This window comes from Streptomyces sp. NPDC003247, assembly GCF_042888135.1.
In the GTDB taxonomy this organism is placed as follows: Bacteria; Actinomycetota; Actinomycetes; order Streptomycetales; family Streptomycetaceae; genus Streptomyces.
In genome coordinates this window covers 122733-143622 of the sequence record NZ_JBIAPF010000018.1, presented here as the reverse complement: position 1 = coordinate 143622, position 20890 = coordinate 122733, and the positions used below count along the sequence as shown (strand labels likewise).

Here is a 20890-nt window from a genome sequence, read left to right as displayed (position 1 = left end):
GCCCGGCACAGGTGCAGAACGTTCAGAACTCGAACGGTTCAAAGGATCTCAATGATGAGAAGTCAACCGACGAACGCGGGCCGGACAGAGCCGACAACCGCCTCCCCCGACTCCTCCGAGCCCGCCGGGTCCGCGGCCGGGCCCGCGGCCGGTTCTGCGGCCGAGTCCGCGACCGGGCCCGCTCGTACCGCGGCGGCTCAGGCCGGCCCGGGCAACGGCGACACCACGGTGTTCGTGCAGCTCGTCGTCATGATGCTGCTCGAATTCGCCGTCTTCGGCTCCTGGTTCGCCACGGTCGGCCTGGTCCTGGCGACGAACGGGCTGCCGACCGTCATCGGCACCGCCTTCAGCCTGGCCGCGGTCGCGGCCATCGTCTCGCCGATGCTCCTCGGCGCCCTGGGCGACCGCTTCATGGCCTCGCAGAAGACCCTCGGCCTCGCCCACCTGCTGGGTGGCGCGGTCATGCTGTTCCTGCCGGCCGCCGTGCAGGCGGGCAGCGGCAACCTGGTGCTCGGCCTGGTCTTCGTCTACATGCTGTTCTTCCAGCCCACGCTCGGCCTCACCAACGCGATCGCCTTCCGGCACCTGGGAGCGAACCAGCGGCGGTTCCCCTACGTCCGGGTCTTCGGCACGGTCGGCTGGGTGGTCGCCGGGGCTCTCGTGGGGTGGATGGGCCTCTCCTCGTCGGTCGGCCTCTTCTACGTCACCGCGGTCTTCAGCTTCGCCCTGGGCCTGTACTCCTTCACGCTCCCCGCCACACCGCCACCGGCCAAGGGGGTCCGCTTCTCGCCCGGCGACCTGGTCGGCGCCAAGGCGTTCCGGCTCATGCGGCACCGCAACTACGCCGTGCTCATGGTGTGTGCCCTGCTCACCTCGGTCTCGCTCGGCGTCTACAACACCTACGCCTCCGCGTACCTGGGCGCCCTGGGCTTCTCCAACGTCGCCGGCACACTCTCCCTCGGCCAGGCGTCCGAGGTCGCGTTCATCGTGACCATTCCGTTCGTGCTCAAGCACGTCGGGATGAAGTGGGCGCTGTTCGCCGGCATGTGCATGTGGGCCGTGCGCTTCGCCCTGTTCGCCCAGGCCGCCGACGGCGGCCACTGGACCGCGATCACCGCCATCGTGCTCCAGGGCATCTGCCAGGACTTCTTCCTCGTCCTGGCGGCCATGTACATCGGCCAGGCGGCACCCGTCGAACTGACCGCCCAGGCGCAGAGCATGCTCATCCTGGTGGTCTCCGGCTTCGGCCAGTTCATCGGGGCGTTCGCCTCCGGGAAGATCTACGACGCGACCGTCGGCGCCCAGGCGCACAGCACGCCCGCCGACTGGACCGCGATCTGGGCGCTGCCCATCGGTTCGGCGTTCCTGGCCGCGCTGGTGTGGGCCGTCCTCTTCCGTCACCCCCGCAAGCAGGAACCCGCCGTCCTCGAAGCCTGAGGACACCGGCCGCACCCGACGCCGCGCCGGTGACGGCATCGGCGCACGACAGCACAGGAAGAAACGAGGAGGTGGAGTCCATGGGGTGCCCGTCGCAGGCGCCTTCCCGAGGGGAGGGCCGGGCTCCACTGCTCCTCGACAGCTCGCACGCGCCCCTCAGGCTGTTCCACGGCGCGTGGGCGCGCAGCCGGCGGCTCGGCCTGCGCGAGGTGCGGGGCCCGACCGGGAGCGCCGGCGGCCACCGGCCGGAGCCCACGCTCCGGCCGACGGCCACCGCCCCCGGCCGTCCCGTCGCCCCGGCGACCGGACGGACACATCGGAGCACCGAGAGAGCTGAAGGACTGTGAAGACAACCATGCGTGACACGTTCGACGTGGTGATCGTCGGCAGCGGGCCCGCGGGAGCGACCTACGCCCGGACCGTCAAGGAGGCGCGGCCCACCGCCCGAGTCCTGATGGTCGAGTCCGGGCCGGTCGTGTCCGACCCGCCCGGCCGCCACGTGCGCACCATCAAGGACCCCCGGGAGCGAGTCGCCGCCCAGTTCGCCTCCCAGGGGCCGGACGCCGAGCCGGCCGACTACGAGGAGCGGGTCGCCCGCGCCCTGTCCCCCTCGCGCGGCCGGTCGGCCGAGGTCGCGGCGCGCCCCGGGACCTGGCTGCTCGACCCGTCGGCCCCCGCCGACGGTGAGACGGGGTTCCCGGCGGCCGCCCTGTCCAGCAACGTCGGCGGCATGGGCGCCCACTGGTCGGGCGCCTCCCCGTGGCCCGACCGGGCGGAGGTGTCCAAGGACCTCGACCCCGACCTGTTCGACTCCGGGCTGAAGGCGGCGCGCCGTCTCCTCCAGGTCACCCAGAGCGCCTTCGAGAACGCCCCCCTCGGTGCCGAGGTCCGCCAACTGATCGGCGCCCACTACGACATCGGCCGCCCCGCCGACCGGGTGGTCCAGCCCATGCCGCTCGCCATGGACGTACGCCCGAACGGCGAGCGCTACTGGACCGGCCCCGGCGCCCTTCTGGGCGACCTGCTCGGGGCGGCCCGGCCCGACTTCGAACTGCGTTCCGAGACGGTCGCCCGGCGCATCCTGACCCGCGACGGCCGGGCCGACGGCGTGCTGCTGCACGACCGCCGTGAGGACCGGGAGTACGAGGTCGGCGCGAGGTTCGTCGTCGTCGCGGCGGACTCGCTGCGATCGCCGCAGCTGCTCAGCGCGTCGGGCATCCGCCCGGCCGCACTCGGGCACTACCTCAACGAGCACACGATGACCACCAGCACCATCCAGCTGGACCCGTCGCTCCGGGCCGCGGCGCAGGGGGTGCGCAAGACCAGCGAAGGCGCCGTCGACCTACTGGCCGGCGTCAGCTGGGTGCCCTACAGCGAGCCGTCCTTCCCGTTCCACGGCCAGGTCACCCAGTGGGACGCCTCTCCCGTCCCGGTCGACGAGAGCTTCGAGGCGTGGCCGGGATCGGTGGTGGAGTGCTCGGTCTTCATGGGCAAGGCCGACGTCAGGTTCGAGGACCACGTGGAGTTCGACGACACCACCCTCGACCACTTCGGGATGCCGTCCATCAGGATCCACTACACGTTCACCCCCGCCGATCAGGAACGTCTCGCACAGGCCGTCGCCGAGGCCAGGCGCATGGGGGAGCTGCTCGGCGAACCGGTCAACGGGCTGGAGCCCGCCGTGATGCCGCACGGAGCGTCCCTGCACTACCAGGGCACCACCCGACTCGGCACCGACGACACGACCAGCGTCGTCGACCCCTCCCTGCGGGTCTGGGGAACGGACACGGTCTACCTCGGGGGCAACGGAACCATCCCCACGCCCGCCGCCTGCAACCCCACGCTCACCAACGTCGCGCTGTCCGTCCTCGGCGCCCGCGACCTGGCCGGCCGGCTCTGACCACCCACGATCACGACTGGTACGAGGAATGTTCGAGAACTTTCTGATCCGCCCCGACAGCCTGCGGAACGAGGTGCGCGACGGCAGGACCGTCGGCTTCACCCTCGCCGTCCGCCACGCGAACTACCGCGGCTGCTACCTGTCGCTGCACAACGGCTACTACATCGAGGTCGACGGGACCGAATACCCCACCGGCGCACAGGCCTTCGAGATCAACGGCAAGCCGCCCCGGACCTTCGACGAGATCCGCACGGCCGTGCACGAGCACTGGGACTACGACGACGAGGCGATCCTGCACGTCGCCGCTCCCGGCGGCCTCACCCCCGGCGAGCACACCGTGCGCTTCCAGCAGTCCGTCCTGGCCGCCTACGGCTACCTGCCCACCGACGAGGCATGGGTGAGGACCCCGCCCAGGCCCGGCTCCGGAGCCGGATCGGACAAGACCCCCGAGATCATGTCGTACACCCTCGCCCTCACCGAGCCGGAGGAGAACTGATGGCCATCCAGCGCGGCGTATCGCTGTACAGCTACCAGCAGTCCCAGTTCTTCAAGGAGCTGGACCTGGAGGACCAGATCCGCGAGGTCGGCCGGAACCTCGGCGGCGCCGACGGCATCGAACTGATCGACGAGATGTCCCTGCGCTACCCGGAACCGGGCGACGACTTCCGCCGCCGGTGGTTCACGTGGATGGAGACGTACGGCACCCGGCCCGTCGCCATGGACGTCGGCATGGACGTCCTTCAGTTCCGCGACCACGTGATGTCCTACGAGGAGTGCGCCGACCGGCTGCGGCACGACATCCGGCTGGCGAAGTCCCTCGGCTTCGCCAACGTGCGGGTGCTGTCCGTGGTGCCCGTCGAGATCCTCGTCTCCGCGCTGCCGCTCGCCGAGTCCCTGGACATCCGGCTCGGCAAGGAGATCCACCAGCCCATGAACCTGGAGGGCCGCGAGGTCGGCGAGATCCTGGACGTCGTGGAGGACACCGGGACCAAGCACCTCGGTATCGTCCCCGACCTGGGCATCTTCGGATTCCGGCCCTCGGAGGTCCTGCTGGCCTGGCTGGAGCGGAGGGGAGCGCAGCCCGCGGCGTCCGAGGCGTCGGTGGAGCTCGCCCTGCGCATCCGGCGGGGCGAGGCGCCCTTCGACCTGACGGCGATCGCCCGCCACACCGCCGGCAACCTGCGCTCCGACTTCAACCGCTTCCTGTCCACCGGGGAGTGCGAGGCGGAGTTCGCCGAGGTCTTCGAAGGCGTCGAGCGGTACACCGAGGAGCGCGTCCAGGATCCCCGGGAGATCGACCACCGCACCGTCGCGGAGGCCCTGATGCTCTCCCGGACCTCCGCCGACACGCTCCGCGAGCTGGCCCCCCACGTCATCCACGTCCACGGCAAGTTCAACAACATGTCCCCGGTTCCCGGCGCACCCGGGCAGTACCAGGAGATCTCCATCGACTACGAGGCGGCGATCGGCGCGCTCAGGGCCGGAGGCTTCGACGGGTACATCAACTCCGAGTACGAGGGCCAGCGCTACTTCCAGGACCGTGGCCGGGAGGACCTGATGGACGAGGTGGACCAGGTCCGCCGCCACCAGGAGATGCTGCGGAGGCTGCTGGCCGCATGAACACGGAACAGACCGAGGCCGCCCCGGCCCGCCCGGGCCACCGCCTCATCGCGTACATCGGCACCTACGGCAGCGACTCCGACACCGAGGCAGGCGGCATCACCGCACTCGACGTCAGCCGGGACGGGCGCAGGCTCACACCGCTGAGCCGGGTCACCGAGCCACGGGAAGCCGGCTACCTCGTCTACGCCCCGTCGACGCGGACGCTGTACGCCGTCGACGAGCGCAAGACCGACGGCAGGGGCCCGGTGGAGCCGCCCGCCGCCGTGCACGCCCTGTCGGTGTCCGAGCGCGACGGCAGCCTCACCCCGCTGAACTGGCTGGCCGCGCCCGGCCCCCGGCCGACCCACCTCGCGCTCGACGAGCGCAGGGGCGTGCTGGTCACGGCCAACCACGGGGACTTCGAGCACGTCGAGCACGTCGTCCGCGCCGACGACGGGAGCTGGCGGACGGAGTACCTCTACGACGACTCGACCGTGCTCCTGTTCGGCCTGGCCGACGACGGCCGGCTCGCCGCCCTGCGCGACGTGCACGTCATGGAGGGCCACGGCAAGGACCCGAACTTCTCCCCCCAGGCCGGAGGGCACGCCCAGTCCGGGGCGCACGCCCACTGCGCGGTCATCGACCCGTCCGGCGCCCACGTCCTCGTCGCCGACAAGGGCACGGACCGCATCCTGGTCCACCGGCTGGGCGAGACGCTCCGGCTCGCCCACACCTACCAGCTCCCGCCGGAGACCGGCCCGCGGCACATCGCCTTCGGCCCCGGCGGCGACCGCGCCTACGTCACCTACGAGTTCTCCTCCGAGCTCGCCTCGTACGCGTTCGACCCGTCCTCGGGCGAACTGCGTGCCCTGGCCCAGGTGTCCACCGTGCTGCCCGGTCACGAGGGTGTGAACGAGCCCGCCGAGGTCCGGGTCCATCCCGACGGCGGCTTCGTGTACGTCAACAACCGCGGGGAGGACTCGGTCGTCTGGTTCCGCGTGGAACGGGACGGCGGCCTCACCCGGGCCGGGCACGTGCCGCTCGCTCCCTCGGTCCACCCGGGGCTGGCGGCCCGCAGCTTCACCTTCGACCCGTCGGGCTCGTTCCTGCTCGTCGCCGACCGGCCGGCCGACCTCGTGCGCTCGTACGCGGTCGACGCGGGCAGCGGGGCGCTGTCCCCGCTGACGGAGACACACGTTCCCCAACCCGCCTTCGTGGCGTTCGCGGAACTGCCCGGCTGACGGGACGGATCCCGTCCCCGCCCGCGGAACAGCGATGCCTCCGCGGGCGGGGACGACCTGCCGGTGCGACGTTCCGACGAGCTGCGCGCCGGAGGGTTCGGTCATCCGGTCGGGCAGACGGACCGGCGTGCGAGGCGTCGACGTCACAGCCCCGGATGGGGGGCGAGGGGCTGTTCGGCCCAGATGGTCTTTCCGTGCCGGCCGTAGCGGCTGCCCCAGCGGGTGGTGAGCTGGGCGACGAGGAACAGGCCGCGCCCTCCTTCGTCGCTCCAACGGGCGCGGCGCAGACGAGGCTGGGTGTTGCTGGGGTCGGTGACCTCGCAGATCAGCACGTTCTCGCGGATCAGCCGCAGACCGATCGGGCCGCCGGCGTGGCGGAGGGCGTTGGTGACCAGTTCGCTGACGATCAGCTCGGTGCTGAAGGCCAGCTCGTCGAGCCCCCAGTCGGTCAGCCGGCGGGTGACGGCCTCCCGGGCGTCGGCGACGACCGCTGGATCGGCGGGGAACTCCCAGCTCGCGGTGGAATCCGCGGGGAGCGCGTGGGTGCGGGCCAGGAGCAGGGCGATGTCGTCGTCGCGAGGGTGTTCTTCGAGGCCCCTGAGAAGAGTGCGGCCGATGGCGCTCAGGTCGCGTTCGGGTCCGGAGAGCGTGGCGAGGTTGTCGGTCAGCCACCGTAGCCCGGCGTCGACGTCGTGGGTGTCACGGTAGAGGAGGCCGTCGGTGTAAAGGGCGAGGACGTTGTCGGGGTCCAGGTCGATGACGGCGGTCTCGAACGGCATGCCGCCCACGCCCAGGGGCGGCCCGGGCGAGACGTCGACGACCTGGATCGTGCGGTCGGGACGGACCACGACGGGCGGTGGGTGTCCGGCGGTGGCCATGGCGCAGTGGCGGGTGACCGGATCGTAGACGGCGTACAGACACGTGGCGCCGATGGCGTCCCCGTGGGGCTGCCCCTCGGCCGCGAGGCGCTGCACCAGATCGTCGAGGTGGGTGAGGAGCTCGGTGGGATCGAGTTCGAGGTCGGCCAGGGTGCGGATCGCGGTGCGCAGCCGGCCCATGGTGGCGGTGGCGTGCAGGCCGTGGCCGGCGACGTCCCCGACGACGAGGGCGACCCGCAGGGAGGGGAGAGCGATGACGTCGAACCAGTCGCCACTGATCTCGGCGCCGCCGCCGGCGGGCCGGTAGAAGCCGGCGGTCCGCACCGCGGCGGTACTGGTGGTGGCCGCGGGGAGCAGGCGTTGCTGGAGGGCGACGGCCGCGCGGTGCTCGCGGGTGTAGCGGCGGGCGTTGTCCACGCTCAGTGCCGCCCTGGAAGCGATCTCGCTGAGCAGCTCGGCATCCTCCTGGTCGAAGACATCGGCCCGCTCGGTGCGCCAGACCGTCACCACGCCGAGTACGAGACCGCGCGCGAACAACGGCGCCAGTGCCGTCGAATGCCCGCCCTCGGGGACCAACAGCTCGCGCAGCCGTGGGTCGCTGAGCTGGGTGATGAACTCCTCGCGGCCGCTCACCGTGGTCTCGCCGTGCTGGATCCTGCGCAGAGTGGGCGTGTCCGGCAGCAGGGGGACGGGTGTGCCGGGCCGGAGAAGACCGGCGGGCCACGTGCCGGTGGCCGAGGCCATGGCGGTCCGGCGCCAGTGCAGTCTTCCGCCGCCGAGCACCTTGGGCGGTTCGTCTCCCTCGAGTACGGCCTCGGCGAGCTCCACCCACGCCATGTCCCCGAAAGCGGGCACGAGGACGTCCACCAGGTCCTGCGCGGTGCGCTCCACGTCCAGCGTGGTGCCGATGCGCCCACCGGCCTCGGTCAGCAGTTCCAGCCGCCGGCGGGCCCGGTACCCGTCGGTCACGTCGACGTACGTCTGGCACATGCCCAGGAGACGGCCGGCCGGGTCGGTCAGCCGGAAGGAGGAACCGGACGCCACGCGCTCGCGGCCCGGATCCGACGCGAGGCGGCCGCGCACCTGGAAGTCGAGCACCGGCTCGCCGGTGTCCCGCACATGGCGCAGCACCCGCTCGATGGTCTCGACGTCGAAATCCGGTTCCCTCTCGCCGATGCGCCGGCCGATGAGCCCCTCGGCGGGAACGGCGACCGACCGCGCTGTCGCGGCGTTCACCCATCGGTACCGCAGGTCGCCGTCCATGACGGTGATCGGGATGGGGGACTGCGTGAACAGTGCCTTGAGGATCGCCCGGTCGACTTCCTCCCGCTCCACCTGCCGGGCGTCGGCGGCGCCGACCGACCAGCCGGCCTGCCCCTCCCGGCCCAGCAGCGGGCGCACGTACAGCGCGACCCGCAGCTCGTGTCCGTCGCGATGCTTCAAGGCCAGCACACCGTCCCAGCCCCCGGCGGCTCCGTGCCGCTCGCCGGAGGCCACCACCGCGTCCCAGCTCTTCGGGACGGCCAGCAGATCCACCGCGGGCGTGCCGCAGACCTCTGCCGCCGGATATCCGAGCAGCGCCTCCGCCTGCGGGCTCCACAGGGAGATCGTGCCGGTGCCGTCCACCACCGCCGTCGCCGGGTGCGGTTCGCACGGCCGGCTCTCCGCTGCTGCGCCGAGGCCTCCGGCGACTCCGGGTCCGCTCATCGGTATCAGCCCATTCCGTGGCGCCGCCCTACCTGCCCATGATATTGACACAGGCGACGCCGTATGCGCGGAACGCGGCCGGGAGTATGCCCGCCCGTACCCACTGCGCCGCGCCGCGGCATGGAGCCTGCTCGCTCCCCGGGCACGGGAAGAAATTTTTCTCTGCGCGGAACACTTGGCGGCCTAAAATTCCTCCATGAGGAACTCACGGGCACAGGCAGACACGTCGAACGGCACGGAAGCGGGTCCGGTCGCCTCCGCTTCGACCGACGCGGCCACCGGCGTGCCGAAGACCTCCGGTGCGGGGCACGGCCCCGGCCTGGAATCCGTCGAGAACGCCCTGACGCTGCTGCTCCTGCTCCGGGAGGACGGCCGCCTCCGGCTCAGTGACGCGGCCGACCGGCTCGGCGTCGCCCGCTCCACCGCGCACCGGCTGCTCGCCACCCTGCGCGGCCGCGGTTTCGCGGTCCAGGGTGCCGACAAGGCGTACCGGCCGGGGCCCGCCCTCTACCGCCTCGGCATGTCGCGGCACTCCGAGTACGAACTCGTCGAGACCGCCCGTCCCCACATGCTGTGGCTCAACGGCAAACTGGGCGAAACCGTGCACCTCGTGGTGCGCTCCGGGGCCGAGGCGCGCTTCCTGCGCAGCATCGAAGGCACGCACGCGCTGCGCGTCGGCAGCCGCGCGGGTGCCGTGCTGCCCGCGCATCTCGCCTCCGGCGGCAAGGCGCTGCTCGCCGACCTGAACGTGGCCGAACTCGCCGAGATCTACGGGGCGAAGGGCGACCAGGGCGAGGAGACGGACCCCGAGGCGCTGCACCGGCGGCTCGCCGCGGTACGCCGCCGGGGCTACGCGATCAACGTCGGCGACACCGAGCGGGGTCTCTCGGCGGTGGGCGCCGCCGTCCGCGAGCCCGGCGGGCGCGCCGTCGCCGCGCTCACGGTGTCGGCCCCCTCCCTGCGCTTCACGCGGACGCGCCTGGACGAGGCGGCGGTGGTGCTGCTGGAGGCGGTACGGCGCATGGAGGCCGCCCTGTGACGCAGGACTCCGGGCGCGAGTAGTTCCGCTCTGCGGAACCGGAGGTCATGACTGGTTGCTCTCTGCGTAACCGCGCTGATTCCATCCCGGTCATCGACAGGTCGCCCGCGCGGCTCCGGAGGGACACCGGAGCGCGCTCACCGCGCCCTGCGGATTCCTCTGCCTCCCCCGACAGGATGTGGCCGCATGACCACCGACGCTCAGGCTCCCGCCACCCACTCCTCCACCCCTTCGCGCTCACCGGCGCCGGCCTGGGCGGTCATCGCCCTGTGTACGGCGGCGATCACCGTGGAGGGCTTCGACCTCATCGTCTACGGCGTGGCGCTGCCCGCGATGCTCGGCGACGACGCACTGGGACTCGACAAGTCCCTCGCGGGCACCCTCGGCAGCCTGGCCTACGTGGGCATGCTCATCGGCGCCCTGGTCTGCGGCACGCTCGCCGACCGGCTCGGCAGGCGCCGCCTGCTGGTGGCCGCGGGCTCCGTCTTCACCGTGTTCACGGTGGCGTGCGCGCTCGCCGCGGAGCCCTGGCAGTTCGGCCTGTTCCGGCTGCTCGCCGGCGTCGGCATGGGCGGTGTGATGCCGTCCTGTGTCGCGCTGAGCAAGGAATACGCGCCGCGCGGCCGTTCCGCGCTGGTGGCGACCGTGGTCCTCGCCGGCATCCCCGTCGGCGGTGTCCTGTCCGCGCTGACCGCCACCACGTGGGGGGAGACCCTGGGCTGGCGCGGCCTCTTCGGCGTCGGCGGCGCCCTGTCGGCGCTCGTGGTCGCCGCCGCGTACTTCCTGCTGCCGGATTCCCGGCCGCTGCCCGCCGCCGCGGCCGTCGACGAGGCGGCCGGCGGCGGGCGGCACGACGGCGAGGCGGCCGGTGTCCGGACCGTGCTCTCCAGGACGTACGCCCGGTACACGGTCCTGTTCACCGTGGCCAACTTCGCGGTCCTGCTCGCCTGGTACGGGCTGAACACGTGGCTCACCCAGCTGATGCGCGAGATGGACTATCCGCTCGGCTCGGCCCTGCGCTTCACGCTGGTCCTCAACCTCGGTGCCGTCGTCGGCTCGTTCGCGCTCGCGGTCCTCGCCGACCGGATCGGACCGCGACTGGTCACCGCCGGAAGCGCCGTGCTCGCCGCGCTCGCCGTACTGGGCCTGTCGCAGGGCGGCGGCACGGCCGTGATCCTCGGCGTCACCGCCCTCGCCGGAGTCGGCGCCCAGTCGGCGCTGACGATGCTCAACGACTGGGTCGCGTCCAGCTACCCGGCCTCGGCCCGCGCCACGGCGCTGGGCTGTGTCTCCGGCTTCGGACGTGGCGGTGCGATCGTGGCACCGGTGCTGGGCGGCTGGATCCTGGACGCCGCGATGGGGCCGACCACCGTGTTCTACGTGTTCGCCGCGGCCGCGCTCGTGTGCGCCGGGGCACTGCTGGCGATCCCGGCGCGTCGCGGCTGACGGTCCGACGCACGTCCGGGGTACGGCGGCGGGGCCGCTCGCCGCAGGGACCGGAGGGCGCCCCGGCACAGCATCGGCGCCCTCGACCGGGGCGGGCTCAGAACGCGTACCGGACGTGCAGCCAGGGCGCGTGGAGACGGATCAGGGCACGGAGGGCGTCGACCGCCTCGGCCTTGACCTCGGTGCGGTAGCGGATGTTGAGGGCGCCGTTCTCCGAGCGCTTGGCCTGCTGGAGTTCCGGCCGCCACAGGACCTCCTCGGCGCGCGGGTGCCAGCCGAGGTTGACCTCGTGCAGCTCCCGGTTGTGCGTGAGCATGATCACCTCGGCGGCGGCCTGACGCTTCACCCGTGACGGCAGGACGTCGTCGAGGTGCCGCAGCAGCTCGGCCCAGGCGTCCTGCCAGCCGGGGCGGACGACCACGGGGGAGAGGTTGAAGTGCACCTCGTAGCCGGCGTCCAGGAAGTCCGCGGCGGCGGCGACGCGCTCGGCGACGGACGAGGTGCGCACGTCCAGCAGCCGGGAGTCGTCCGGCGGCATCAGCGAGAAGCGGATCCGGGTCCGGCCGCGCGGGTCGAGACGGAGCAGGTCGGGGTTGACGAACTTGGTGGCGAACGACGCCTTCGCGGTCGGCCACTGCCGGAAGGCGTGCACGAGATCCGCGGTGTTGTCGCAGATCAGGGCGTCCACCGAGCAGTCGCCGTTCTCGCCGATGTCGTACACCCAGGACTCGGCGTCGCACTGGTTCGGCTCGGGCTTGCGGCCCTGCCGCGCGATGTGCCGGGCCAGGTGGGCGACGATCCGCTCGACGTTGGTGAAGACGGTGACGGGATTGGCGTACCCCTTGCGCCGCGGTACGTAGCAGTAGGCGCAGGCCATGGCGCAGCCGTTGGAGGCGCCCGGGGCGATCCAGTCCGCCGACCGGCCGTTGGGGCGCGTGGTGAGCGTCTTGCGCTCGCCCAGGACCAGCGTCTCGCCCTTGACGCGGACCCAGCGCTCGACGTTGCCCTCGTTGCCGTGCAGTCCGGGGATGCGCCAGTGGGAGTCCACCGTGATCACCCGGGCCTCGGGGAACCGGGCGATGACCTGCCGGCCGCGCGGGGAGGCTGCCGCCGCGGGCTCGGCGTGGATCTCCCGTACGGGCAGCAGACGGCGGGCCGCGGCGGAGTCCCGGAAGAACGGGCCCGCACCGGCCGCGGCCGGCCCCGGCCCCGGCCCGAGGGCGTCGAGTCCGAAGAGCGTGCCGGAGCCGTCGTCCGGGGTGGTGGACGGGTGGTTCATGAGTGCTCCGGTACACGTGGTGCGAGGAGGTACGGGACGCGCCCCCGTCCCCCACTGTACGAGGCGGCGGCGTGCGCGCCGCGTGCCCGCACGACCGCGGCCCGCACGGAGGCCGGATGCCCCCGGTCCCCCCGGTCCCCCCGGTCCCCCCGGCCCCCCGGCCCCCCGGCCCCCGGCCCCCGCGGGCCCGCCGGAACACGCCGTTCCCTCCGCCGGGCCGCGTCGTTGTCCAAGCCGTCGACGCCCGTTCGCGGGCACCGGGCTCGTTCAGGAGGTACCGCATCGTGCTGACGTACGTGACACGCGAGGGCGTCCCGCTCGCTCTCACCCGGCGTGACGGTTCCGGCAGGCCCTTGCTGATCGTGCCGGGGGTCATGGCCGACGCCGCCGCGTGGCAGCCGGTCGTGGACGCGCTGGACGTGGCCGGACCGGTCTACGTGCTGAACCGGCGCGGGCGCAGGCCCAGCGGCGCGCTCGGCGCGGACTACTCCCTGCGCACCGAGATCGACGACCTCGACCGTGTCCTCGACGAGGTCGTCGCCGTCGAGGGCGCGGAGCGGGGGGTGGACCTGTTCGGCTGGAGCTTCGGCGGGCTCGTCGCGCTGGAGACCGCGGCGCGACGCACCCGGACGGTCCGTTCGCTCATCCTCTACGAACCGGTCGTACGCCCCTTCGGGCGCGGGGCGCTGGACGCCCTGCGGGAGGCCGCGGAGGCCGACGACCTGGACCGCGCGGTGGAGATCGTGAACCGGGACGTGTCGGGATTCTCCGAGGAACACGTGGCACGGCTGCGCCGGAGCGCCGCCTGGGCGGTTCTCCGGCCGCTGGCCGCCCCGCTGGCCCGGGAGCTGACGGCCCTCGACGAGCACCCCGTCGACCTGCGGTCCTTCGGCACCCTCGACCTGCCCGTCACCTTGCTGCTCGGCGCCGAGAACGAAGGCGTCCCGCCCTACGGCGACGTCTTCGCCGAGATCGCGTCGGCTCTGCCCCGCGCCCGTGTCGTCGTCATGCCGGGGCAGGGCCACCTCGCGCACGCGCAGGACCCGGAAGGCCTGGCCCGCCACATCGGGCTGGCGCTCCACCGGACCGACAGCCGCGACGCGGACGCCTGCCCGTCGTGAGGGTGCGCCTGCCGTGACCGTGCGCCTGGTGTGAGGGTGTGCGTGGTGTGAGGGGGGCGGTGCGGCCTGTCGTCCCGTTGCCCCGCGGCCGCGGTTGCCGAAGGCGTCGGTATCCGTGTGCTCCTGCCCGTCAGCCGGCTGGACCGCCCGCTCCGCCACCGCCCGCCTCGCGGCGGTCGTGCGGCGTCGGCGCCGGGAGTGCGGGTGTCAGGCCCGGCAGCGTCGCGTGCCAGAAGTGCTCCAGCACCCCGGACACCTGCTGCCCGGCGCCCGGCTGCCGGGAGAGGATCTGTACGCCGACGGTGACCGCGAGGACGGTGGCGACGACGTCCTCGACCGCGACGTCCGGCGCGAGGCTTCCGTCGCGCCGGGCTTCTTCCAGCAGCCGCACCAGGAGGGCGACCAGCCGGCGGCGCAGGACCGGAACACCGCCCTCGGCGCGGTCGCAGCTGACCTGGAACCCGGCCCGCACGACGACATCGCGGCAGAGCAGGTCGGCCAGTTCACGAGTCGTCTCCACCAGCGCCGTCAGCGCCGGCCCCGCCTCACGCGTCCGTGCGGCGGCGAGCCCGTCCAGCGCTCGCGCCGCCCGCGCCTCCAGAGCCGAGGCCAGCGCGTCCTTGTCGGCGAAGTGGAAGTAGACCGCGCCCTTGGAGAGTCCGGCGTCCGCGCTCACCCTGGACAGGGTCGCGGCCCTGAGTCCGTACCGGTCGATCACCCGTGCCGCGGCCCGCACGATGGCGTCGCGTGAGCGGACGGAGCGTTGCTGTCGTCCCACAGCAGGTCAGTTCTCCCTCCCGCCGAGCGCGTGGTCGGTCCCGAGCGGGGGGAGGGAAGCGGGTCGGAGCCGGGCACCGGCCGGGGCCGCCAGCACGGCCGCGCCGACCAGCAGCACCGCTCCGGCCGCCGCCGTGCCCTGGTGCGCCGGCGGTTCTCCCAACAGCGGTCCCAGGGCGAGCGAACCGAGGACCTGGCCACTGATCATGCCGAGCCCCGCGGCCAGGACGCCGATGCGGCGCACCGTCAGCACGGCCGACAGCACCACGACACAGCCGAGCAGACCGCCCGTGTAGTGCCACGGCGGGCCGGAGCGCGGCTCGGGCAGCCGCGAGAACACCGCCAGTACCGCCACGGCGGCGACCATCAGGGCGGTGCCGGTGGCGAAGCTGAGCAGGACCGCCGGGTACGGGTGCTTCCCGGCGGCCTCGTCCACCCTGCCGTTCACCGCCATCTGCCAGGACAGGGCACAGCCGGCCAGGAACGGCAGGACGGCGAGCGCGAGCGTGCGGCCCGTGTCCGGCGCGGCCAGCACCGGGAGCGCCACGGCGCCCACGGCGAGCAGCCCGCCCGCCAGCCGGCGCCGGGTGGCACGGCGCGCGGCGCCCGGACCCACGCCGAGATGATCCACCACCACCCCGCACAGGGTCTGGCCCGAGACCAGCGCCAGCGTGTAGGAGGCCGGGCCGAGTTCGGCGGCGGTCAGCGCCTGCGTCAGCACCATGCTGCCGCCCGCCGCCCCGCCCAGGCAGTGCCACGGCCGGAGTGTGCGGGACCGCAGCGCGGCGGCCAGGGCGGCGAACGCGGGCCGCAGTCCCGCCAGGAACAAGGCGGCCACCGCCGTGACGCACAGGCTGAGGGTGTTCGACCAGGCCGCCGCCGCCACGGACCCGGCGTGTCCACCGAGCCTGCCGTTGACCACCGACTCCAGGGCCAGAGCGGCCCCTCCGGCGACGGCCCCGGCCAGGGGCAGGGACCCGGACCGCGCGACCGCGCCCGCCGGGAGCGCCGGCTCGGCCGGGGTGAGGGGCGGGGGCGCCGGGTCGGTCGGACGGGTCCGGCTGCGCGGCGTACGCGGTAACGGCATGGGTCCTCCCGGTGGAGAAGATCGGCGGGCAGCTCACAGGCGGTTCGAGGGCGTCGGCGGCCCGGCCGACGCCCGCCCTGTCGGCAGCGGGCGTCGGCGCGACGCCCTGACGGCGCCAGGCATCGGGCATCAGGCATCAGGCGTCCGGCACCGGACCGCCGGACGCACTCCCGCGTCGGGCCGCCCGGCTCCCCGGCGCCGACGGGCCCGGCGCGGCCAGGCCGCGGCGCGCCCCCGGCCGACGCGTCGGTGTGTCGGGGAACGCCGCTCACCCGGGCGGGGGCGGGGGGAAGACCTCCACGGCCCGCAGGATGTCGCGGCGCGACACGTCACAGTGGGTGATCATGCGGACGCCGGTGTCCGTGGGCACGGTGAGGACACCGTGCCCGGCGAGCACGGAGACGGTGTGCGGCGGGTCGTCGACCGGCAGCAGCACGATGTTGGTCTGCGGGGTGTCGGTCTTCCACCCGCGGTCGGCCAGCCCGGCCGCGAGCAACCGGGCGTGCTCATGGTCCTCGGCGAGACGGTCGACGCGCTCCAGGGCGACGAGACCGGCCGCCGCCAGCACTCCGCCCTGCCGGACGCCGCCCCCGAGCATCTTGCGGACCCTGCGCGCCTCCCGCACGAACCGCGTGTCGCCCGCCAGCACCGAACCCACCGGCGCGCCCAGCCCCTTGCTCAGACAGACCTGCACGGTGTCGGCGCCGTCGGCCAGGTCCGCCGGTGGCACACCGAGGGCGACCGACGCGTTCCACAGGCGGGCGCCGTCGAGGTGCACCAGCAGCCCGGCGGCATGAGCGGCGTCGGCCAGCCCGCGGTGCTCCCGCGGCGTGGTGACCGTACCGCCCGCCGCGTTGTGGGTGTTCTCCAGGCACAGCAGCCGGTCCCGCAGCGCGAAGTACGGCCCGCCGCGGGCGACCGCCCGGGTGACGTCGGACGGGCTCGTCGCCCCGGGGCCGGCCGTCCAGGGCAGCGCGCGCGGCATGCCCCCGGCCAGCCACGCGGCCGTGCCGACCTCCTGGTCCAGGACGTGCGCGCGGTCCGGGGCCAGGAAGCGGTCGCCGCGTTCGAGGTGCACGCACAGCGCGATCAGGTTGCCCATCGATCCGCTGGGCACCCACACGGCGTCCTCGGCGCCGAGGAGCGCCGCGACCTCCTCCTCCAGCGCCCGCATGGTGGGATCGCCGTCGAGGACGTCGTCACCGACCTCGGCACGGGCCATCGCCTCGCGCATCCGCGCGTCGGGACGGGTGACGGTGTCGGACCGCAGGTCGACCGGCGGTCCGGCCGGGAGTGGTGGTGTCATCAAAGCCTCCGGAAAGGGGGTGCCGGCCGGGCCGGCGGCCGGCACCGGCGAGGAGGGTGCCGGCCGCGCGGGCGGCTACCGCGCCGGCGTGACGCGGTACCGGGTCATCAGCAGGGCGGCCAGCACGCTGAACCCGGCACCGAGGAACATGACCGAGGACGGGCCGGACGCGTCCACGAACCATCCGCCGACCAGCGCGCCCAGCGCGATGGAGACGTTGAAGGCGCAGATGTAGAGCGAGGTCGCGGCTTCGGGCGCCTGCGGGGCGCTGGCGAAGACCAGGGTCTGAAGGCACACCGGCAGCGCTGTGTACGTGATGCCCCACAGCAGCAGCAGGACCACCGTGCCGGGATGCCACCGGCCGTTCACCACCAGCAGGACGACCGCCGCGGCGAGCAGGAGGACGCAGGTGAGCGTGGTGGCCCGCAGCGCGCGCGCCGCCGCCGCGCCGCCCGCGAAATTGCCGACGACCCCCGCCACGCCGTACAGCAGCAGCAGGCCGCTGACCCAGCCGGACGGGATGCCCGCGTCCTGTTCGAGGAAGGGCGCCACATAGGTGTACGCGGCGAAGTGGCCGATCACCATGGCCGCCGTGACGAGCGTGGCGATCCGGAGGTTGCCGTGCCGCAGCAGGCGGGGCAGCTCCGCCAGGCGCACCACGGCGCGAGGGGCGAGGGGAGGCAGCAGCAGGGCCGCCGCGGCGAGCACCAGGACGCCGGCCCCGGCGATCGCCCAGAACGCGGTGCGCCAGGTGGACAGGCCGCCGATGAACGTGCCGAACGGCACGCCCACCACGGAGGCGATGGAGATGCCGCTGAAGACGACCGCCGTGGCCCGGACGGCTTGGGCCGGCGGCACCAGCCGGATGGCGATGCTCGCGGCGATCGACCACATCACACCGTGGGCGAAACCCGTCAGCAGCCGCGAGACCATCAGGACGGAGTAGGACGACGACAGCGCGGTGAAGGCGTTGCCCGCGACGAAGACGCAGAGAACCAGCAGGAGCAGCAGCCGGCGGTCGAGCCGCCGGGTCGCCACGGTCAGCACGGGCGCGAAGACACCGGCGATGGCGCCGTACAGGGTCACCGAGAGGCCGACGGTGCCCTCGGAGACGTCCAGGTCCCGGCTCATGGCCGGCAGCAGCCCGATCGGGACCATCTCGGTGGTGGTGAAGGCGAAGACGCCCATGCCCACGGCGACGACGGCGAGCCAGCTGCGGACCGGGCCGAGGAGGGCGGGCGACCCGGCCGGGCCGCCGCCGTCCGGGTCGGCGGCGGTGCGCGCCGTGCCGGTGTCCTGACGGGAGGGGGACGCGTCGGTGTCCTGACGGGAAGGGGGCGAGGGTGTCACGAAGGTCTCCGGGTCATACGGGGAGGGGTGAGGGGGCGGGCGGCGCCGCGGACAGCAGCTCCGCGGCCCGCTGGAAGGGCTCCAGCGGGGGGAGGAACAGGACGGCACCCGCGTGGCCGCCGTCGCGCAGCGTCGCGCCGAGATGGACCGCCGGGACGATGCCGGTCCCGGCGACGCGCAGCACGTCGATGCCGCACGGCACGCCGCGGTAGGCGAGGGCGGGGATGCGGTACTCGGGATGCTCCCGCAGGGTGATCCGGTACATGCGCTCGGTGAGCCGGATCATCTCCCGCGGGGTGCCGGCGGAGTGGTCCTGGAGCGGCATGGCGGCCGCGGCCGCCATGCCGCCGAGACCGACCGTCTCCGTGATCAGGCTCTCGCCGCCCACGTACGCCAGGTCGTCGGTGGTCCAGCCGTCGTACAGCCGGCCGCGCAGGGTCGACACGGGCGGGAGGGGTGCGGTGAACCATCGGTCACCCAGACCGGAGACCCGCAGGCCGAACTGCTTCTCGTTGAGGTTCATCGCCGTGACGAGCGTGCTGCCGGCGACGCCGGACGCGCCGTCCGCCGCGGCCTTGGCGGCCGCCATCACCAGGTGCAGGAAGAGGTACTCGGCCGAGCGCAGATAGGCGGCGAGGGCCCGGTGGCGCTCCGCGACCCCGCCGCCGGACAGGTCCAGTACGGCGTCCAGCACCGTGGCGCGCAGCAGCGCCCCGGCGGCCTTGTGCCGGCTGTGCAGGTCGTCGCCCATGGCCAGGGCCCGGCGGACGAGCGGGGTGAGGGCGATGCCGCCCAGGTGCTCCAGGACCTCGGCGAGAGCGGGCGACACCACCTCGCTGACCTGCCGCAGCCGGGCGCCGACTCCGTCGTCCCAGACCCCGAAGGTGAGCGAGGCCCGGTCGGCGCCCTCGTTCATCCGGCAGAACGCCCGCCGTCCGGACGACTCGTCCCGGACGACGACGACCGGCATCGAGGCGGTGCACACACCGGTGAGCGACCCGACGGTCGCGTGGTCGTGCGAGGGGCGCACCGCGATCGTGCCGTCGGCGAGCAGCGCCTCGGCCTCGGCCTCGTCGCGGGCCAGCCCTTCGTAGAGCGCGGCGCCGACGACGGCACGGCGCTGACCGCCTTCGTACCGCTCCCACGGCATCGGGGGTCCGGAGACGAGGACCGTCCGGGCGGTCATGCCGGGGACGACCTCGCCGGCCGGGGCGATGGTCTCCAGGACGGGGCGGGCCCCGGTGAGGCGGGCCACCGCCCGCGCGTTGGCCGCGTCGCGTGCCGTGCGCGCGGCGTCGGGCACGGTCGCGCGGCCGGTCATCGCAGGGCCTCCTCGGAGGGCTCGGAGGGCTCGGCGGGGGAGGGGTGCACGGCGTGGATCGTCACGTCCCGGACGGCGTCGTGCGCGACGGCGTCGAGGTCGGCGTCGAGGGGGCCGTCCAGGACGACGGAGACCGACCGGCCCTGGGAGTCGGACTGGTCGCCGAGCAGGTCGCCGCGGTGCCTGCTCACCATGACCGTGTGGACCCGGGGCGGGGCGTCCTCGGCGACGGGCGGCAGGTCGGGCCACCGGCCCCGTTCGCTCACCCAGTGGACCGGTACGTCCTCGGCGGTCACGTCCGCCAGCAGGCCCCGGGGATGGTCGAGGTAGACCTGCCGGGCGCGGCGGCGCGGCGGTGCGGTGGGCGGCCGGGTCCCGAGCGCGAGGTCCAGCAGGGCGGCGTCCAGGTCCATGCCGGTGGCCAGCCGCCACAGGCGGGTGATGGCGTCGCCGGGCGGACGCGCGGCGGCCTCCATCAGCACCACCCGGTCCCCGGGGGTCAGCCGGAACTCGGCGTGGCTCATCCCGGTGCAGAACCGGACGGCGCGCAGGAACGCGGCGTTGGCGTCGAGCAGCAGCCTCTCCTGGGCCGGGGTGAGGTGCGGCGCCGGAGAGGTGTGGCCGGTCTCGGTGAAGAACGAGGTGCCGGACTCGTTGGTGTCCTTCGCCGTGATGCCCGCCCAGAGCACGGCGCCGTCCCGCACCAGCGTCTCCACGGAGAACTCGCGGCCGGTGATCCGTTCCTCCAGCAGCAGCAGTTCGTCGGGACCGTACCCGGCGAGGAGCGGGGGGACGGCGTCCGGTCCGGCGACCGCGCGCACACCCGAACTGGACATCCGCCCGGCCGGCTTGAGGACGGCGGGGAAGGCGTCCCAGTCCCGCACCGCCGCGGCGCGGGCCGGGTCCAGCAGCATCCAGCGGGGTGCCAGGGCGGGGGCGGCCAGCCGTTGCAGCAGCTTGTTGCGGCAGACCCGGGCCGCGTGCGTGCCGGGACCGGGCAGCCCCAGGGTCTCGGCGAGGGCTCCGGCGGCCTCCACGAACACCTCACCGACGTTCAGCACCGCGCGCACCGGGCGGTCGCGCAGCCAGGGCGCGACACCGCGCAGCAGGGTGTCGAGCGAGGTGTCCGCGACGTGCAGGACATCCTCGTCGGCGAGGCGGGAGAGCGGGTGCTCCGGGTCGCTCCGGTGCGCGGCGAGCGCGTCGCCGGGCGTCTCGGGTCCGAAGACGAACAGCGGCCTCAGGGCGCGCTGTTCGGCTGCGTCCAGAAGGCGCAGGTGCTTGGCGAGCACGACCAGGTCGGTGATGACGATGACGGCGGGCCGGCGGGCGCCGACGGCGTCCGCCGCGGACCGGGCGCCGCTGTCGCGGAAGGTGGTCATGGTGTCCCTCGGTCGGG

General features: G+C 73.8%; 16 protein-coding genes. 8 read left to right on the top strand and 8 right to left on the bottom strand.

Translation table 11 applies throughout. The features are described 5' to 3' along the window. The first annotated feature begins 54 nt into the window (after positions 1-54). The 5 genes from ACFYWQ_RS39550 (at position 55) to ACFYWQ_RS39530 (ending at position 6180) form a co-directional block, all read left to right on the top strand. Entirely contained in the window at positions 55-1437 is a 1383-nt protein-coding gene (locus ACFYWQ_RS39550; RefSeq protein ID WP_389524350.1) for an MFS transporter, read from the top strand. 355 nt (positions 1438-1792) lie between these two features. Then, complete coding sequence (locus ACFYWQ_RS39545) at positions 1793-3337, top strand: GMC oxidoreductase (RefSeq protein WP_389524348.1); 1545 nt, start codon at positions 1793-1795, stop codon at positions 3335-3337. A 28-nt stretch (positions 3338-3365) separates the two neighbouring features. Further along, on the top strand, positions 3366-3833 hold the full coding sequence (locus ACFYWQ_RS39540) for a DUF6379 domain-containing protein (RefSeq protein ID WP_389524346.1): 468 nt from the start codon (positions 3366-3368) through the stop codon (positions 3831-3833). Then, entirely contained in the window at positions 3833-4957 is a 1125-nt protein-coding gene (locus tag ACFYWQ_RS39535) for a hypothetical protein (protein ID WP_389524343.1), read from the top strand. The genes ACFYWQ_RS39540 and ACFYWQ_RS39535 overlap by 1 nt, the downstream gene beginning before the upstream one ends. Beyond that, complete coding sequence (locus tag ACFYWQ_RS39530; protein WP_389524340.1) at positions 4954-6180, top strand: lactonase family protein; 1227 nt, start codon at positions 4954-4956, stop codon at positions 6178-6180. The genes ACFYWQ_RS39535 and ACFYWQ_RS39530 overlap by 4 nt, the downstream gene beginning before the upstream one ends. A 143-nt stretch (positions 6181-6323) precedes the next feature. Here the strand turns inward: ACFYWQ_RS39530 and ACFYWQ_RS39525 are convergent, their stop codons facing one another. Continuing rightward, positions 6324-8765: a SpoIIE family protein phosphatase gene (locus ACFYWQ_RS39525; RefSeq protein WP_389524337.1), complete on the bottom strand. Its 2442-nt coding sequence runs from the start codon at positions 8763-8765 to the stop codon at positions 6324-6326. Positions 8766-8961: 196 nt separating this feature from the next. On the opposite strand from ACFYWQ_RS39525, the gene ACFYWQ_RS39520 reads away from it, so the two are divergent. Then, complete coding sequence (locus ACFYWQ_RS39520) at positions 8962-9804, top strand: IclR family transcriptional regulator (RefSeq protein ID WP_389524334.1); 843 nt, start codon at positions 8962-8964, stop codon at positions 9802-9804. 186 nt (positions 9805-9990) lie between these two features. Next, positions 9991-11250, top strand: coding sequence for an MFS transporter (locus ACFYWQ_RS39515; RefSeq protein WP_389524331.1), 1260 nt, complete (start codon positions 9991-9993; stop codon positions 11248-11250). A 97-nt stretch (positions 11251-11347) separates the two neighbouring features. Here ACFYWQ_RS39515 and ACFYWQ_RS39510 read toward each other — a convergent pair whose 3' ends face one another. Next, positions 11348-12529, bottom strand: coding sequence for a spore photoproduct lyase family protein (locus tag ACFYWQ_RS39510; protein WP_389524328.1), 1182 nt, complete (start codon positions 12527-12529; stop codon positions 11348-11350). A 284-nt stretch (positions 12530-12813) separates the two neighbouring features. On the opposite strand from ACFYWQ_RS39510, the gene ACFYWQ_RS39505 reads away from it, so the two are divergent. Next, positions 12814-13650: an alpha/beta fold hydrolase gene (locus ACFYWQ_RS39505; protein ID WP_389524325.1), complete on the top strand. Its 837-nt coding sequence runs from the start codon at positions 12814-12816 to the stop codon at positions 13648-13650. Between the two features lie 130 nt (positions 13651-13780). Here ACFYWQ_RS39505 and ACFYWQ_RS39500 read toward each other — a convergent pair whose 3' ends face one another. The 6 genes from ACFYWQ_RS39500 to ACFYWQ_RS39475 form a co-directional block, all read right to left on the bottom strand. After that, positions 13781-14428 (bottom strand): ScbR family autoregulator-binding transcription factor, encoded by a 648-nt coding sequence (locus tag ACFYWQ_RS39500; protein ID WP_389524322.1) that lies wholly within the window; start codon positions 14426-14428, stop codon positions 13781-13783. Positions 14429-14434: 6 nt separating this feature from the next. Continuing rightward, positions 14435-15514, bottom strand: coding sequence for a DMT family transporter (locus ACFYWQ_RS39495; protein WP_389524320.1), 1080 nt, complete (start codon positions 15512-15514; stop codon positions 14435-14437). A gap of 268 nt (positions 15515-15782) precedes the next feature. Beyond that, positions 15783-16820 carry a GntG family PLP-dependent aldolase gene (locus tag ACFYWQ_RS39490; RefSeq protein ID WP_389524317.1) on the bottom strand — a complete coding sequence of 346 codons (1038 nt, stop codon included), beginning with the start codon at positions 16818-16820 and terminating at the stop codon, positions 15783-15785. Between the two features lie 75 nt (positions 16821-16895). After that, positions 16896-18170 carry an MFS transporter gene (locus tag ACFYWQ_RS39485; protein ID WP_389524314.1) on the bottom strand — a complete coding sequence of 425 codons (1275 nt, stop codon included), beginning with the start codon at positions 18168-18170 and terminating at the stop codon, positions 16896-16898. A gap of 13 nt (positions 18171-18183) precedes the next feature. Continuing rightward, positions 18184-19491: a DUF1116 domain-containing protein gene (locus ACFYWQ_RS39480; protein ID WP_389524311.1), complete on the bottom strand. Its 1308-nt coding sequence runs from the start codon at positions 19489-19491 to the stop codon at positions 18184-18186. Next, entirely contained in the window at positions 19488-20873 is a 1386-nt protein-coding gene (locus ACFYWQ_RS39475; RefSeq protein ID WP_389524309.1) for an acetyl-CoA carboxylase biotin carboxylase subunit family protein, read from the bottom strand. Before ACFYWQ_RS39475 ends, ACFYWQ_RS39480 begins: the two co-directional genes overlap by 4 nt. Between the last annotated feature and the right edge of the window lie 17 nt (positions 20874-20890).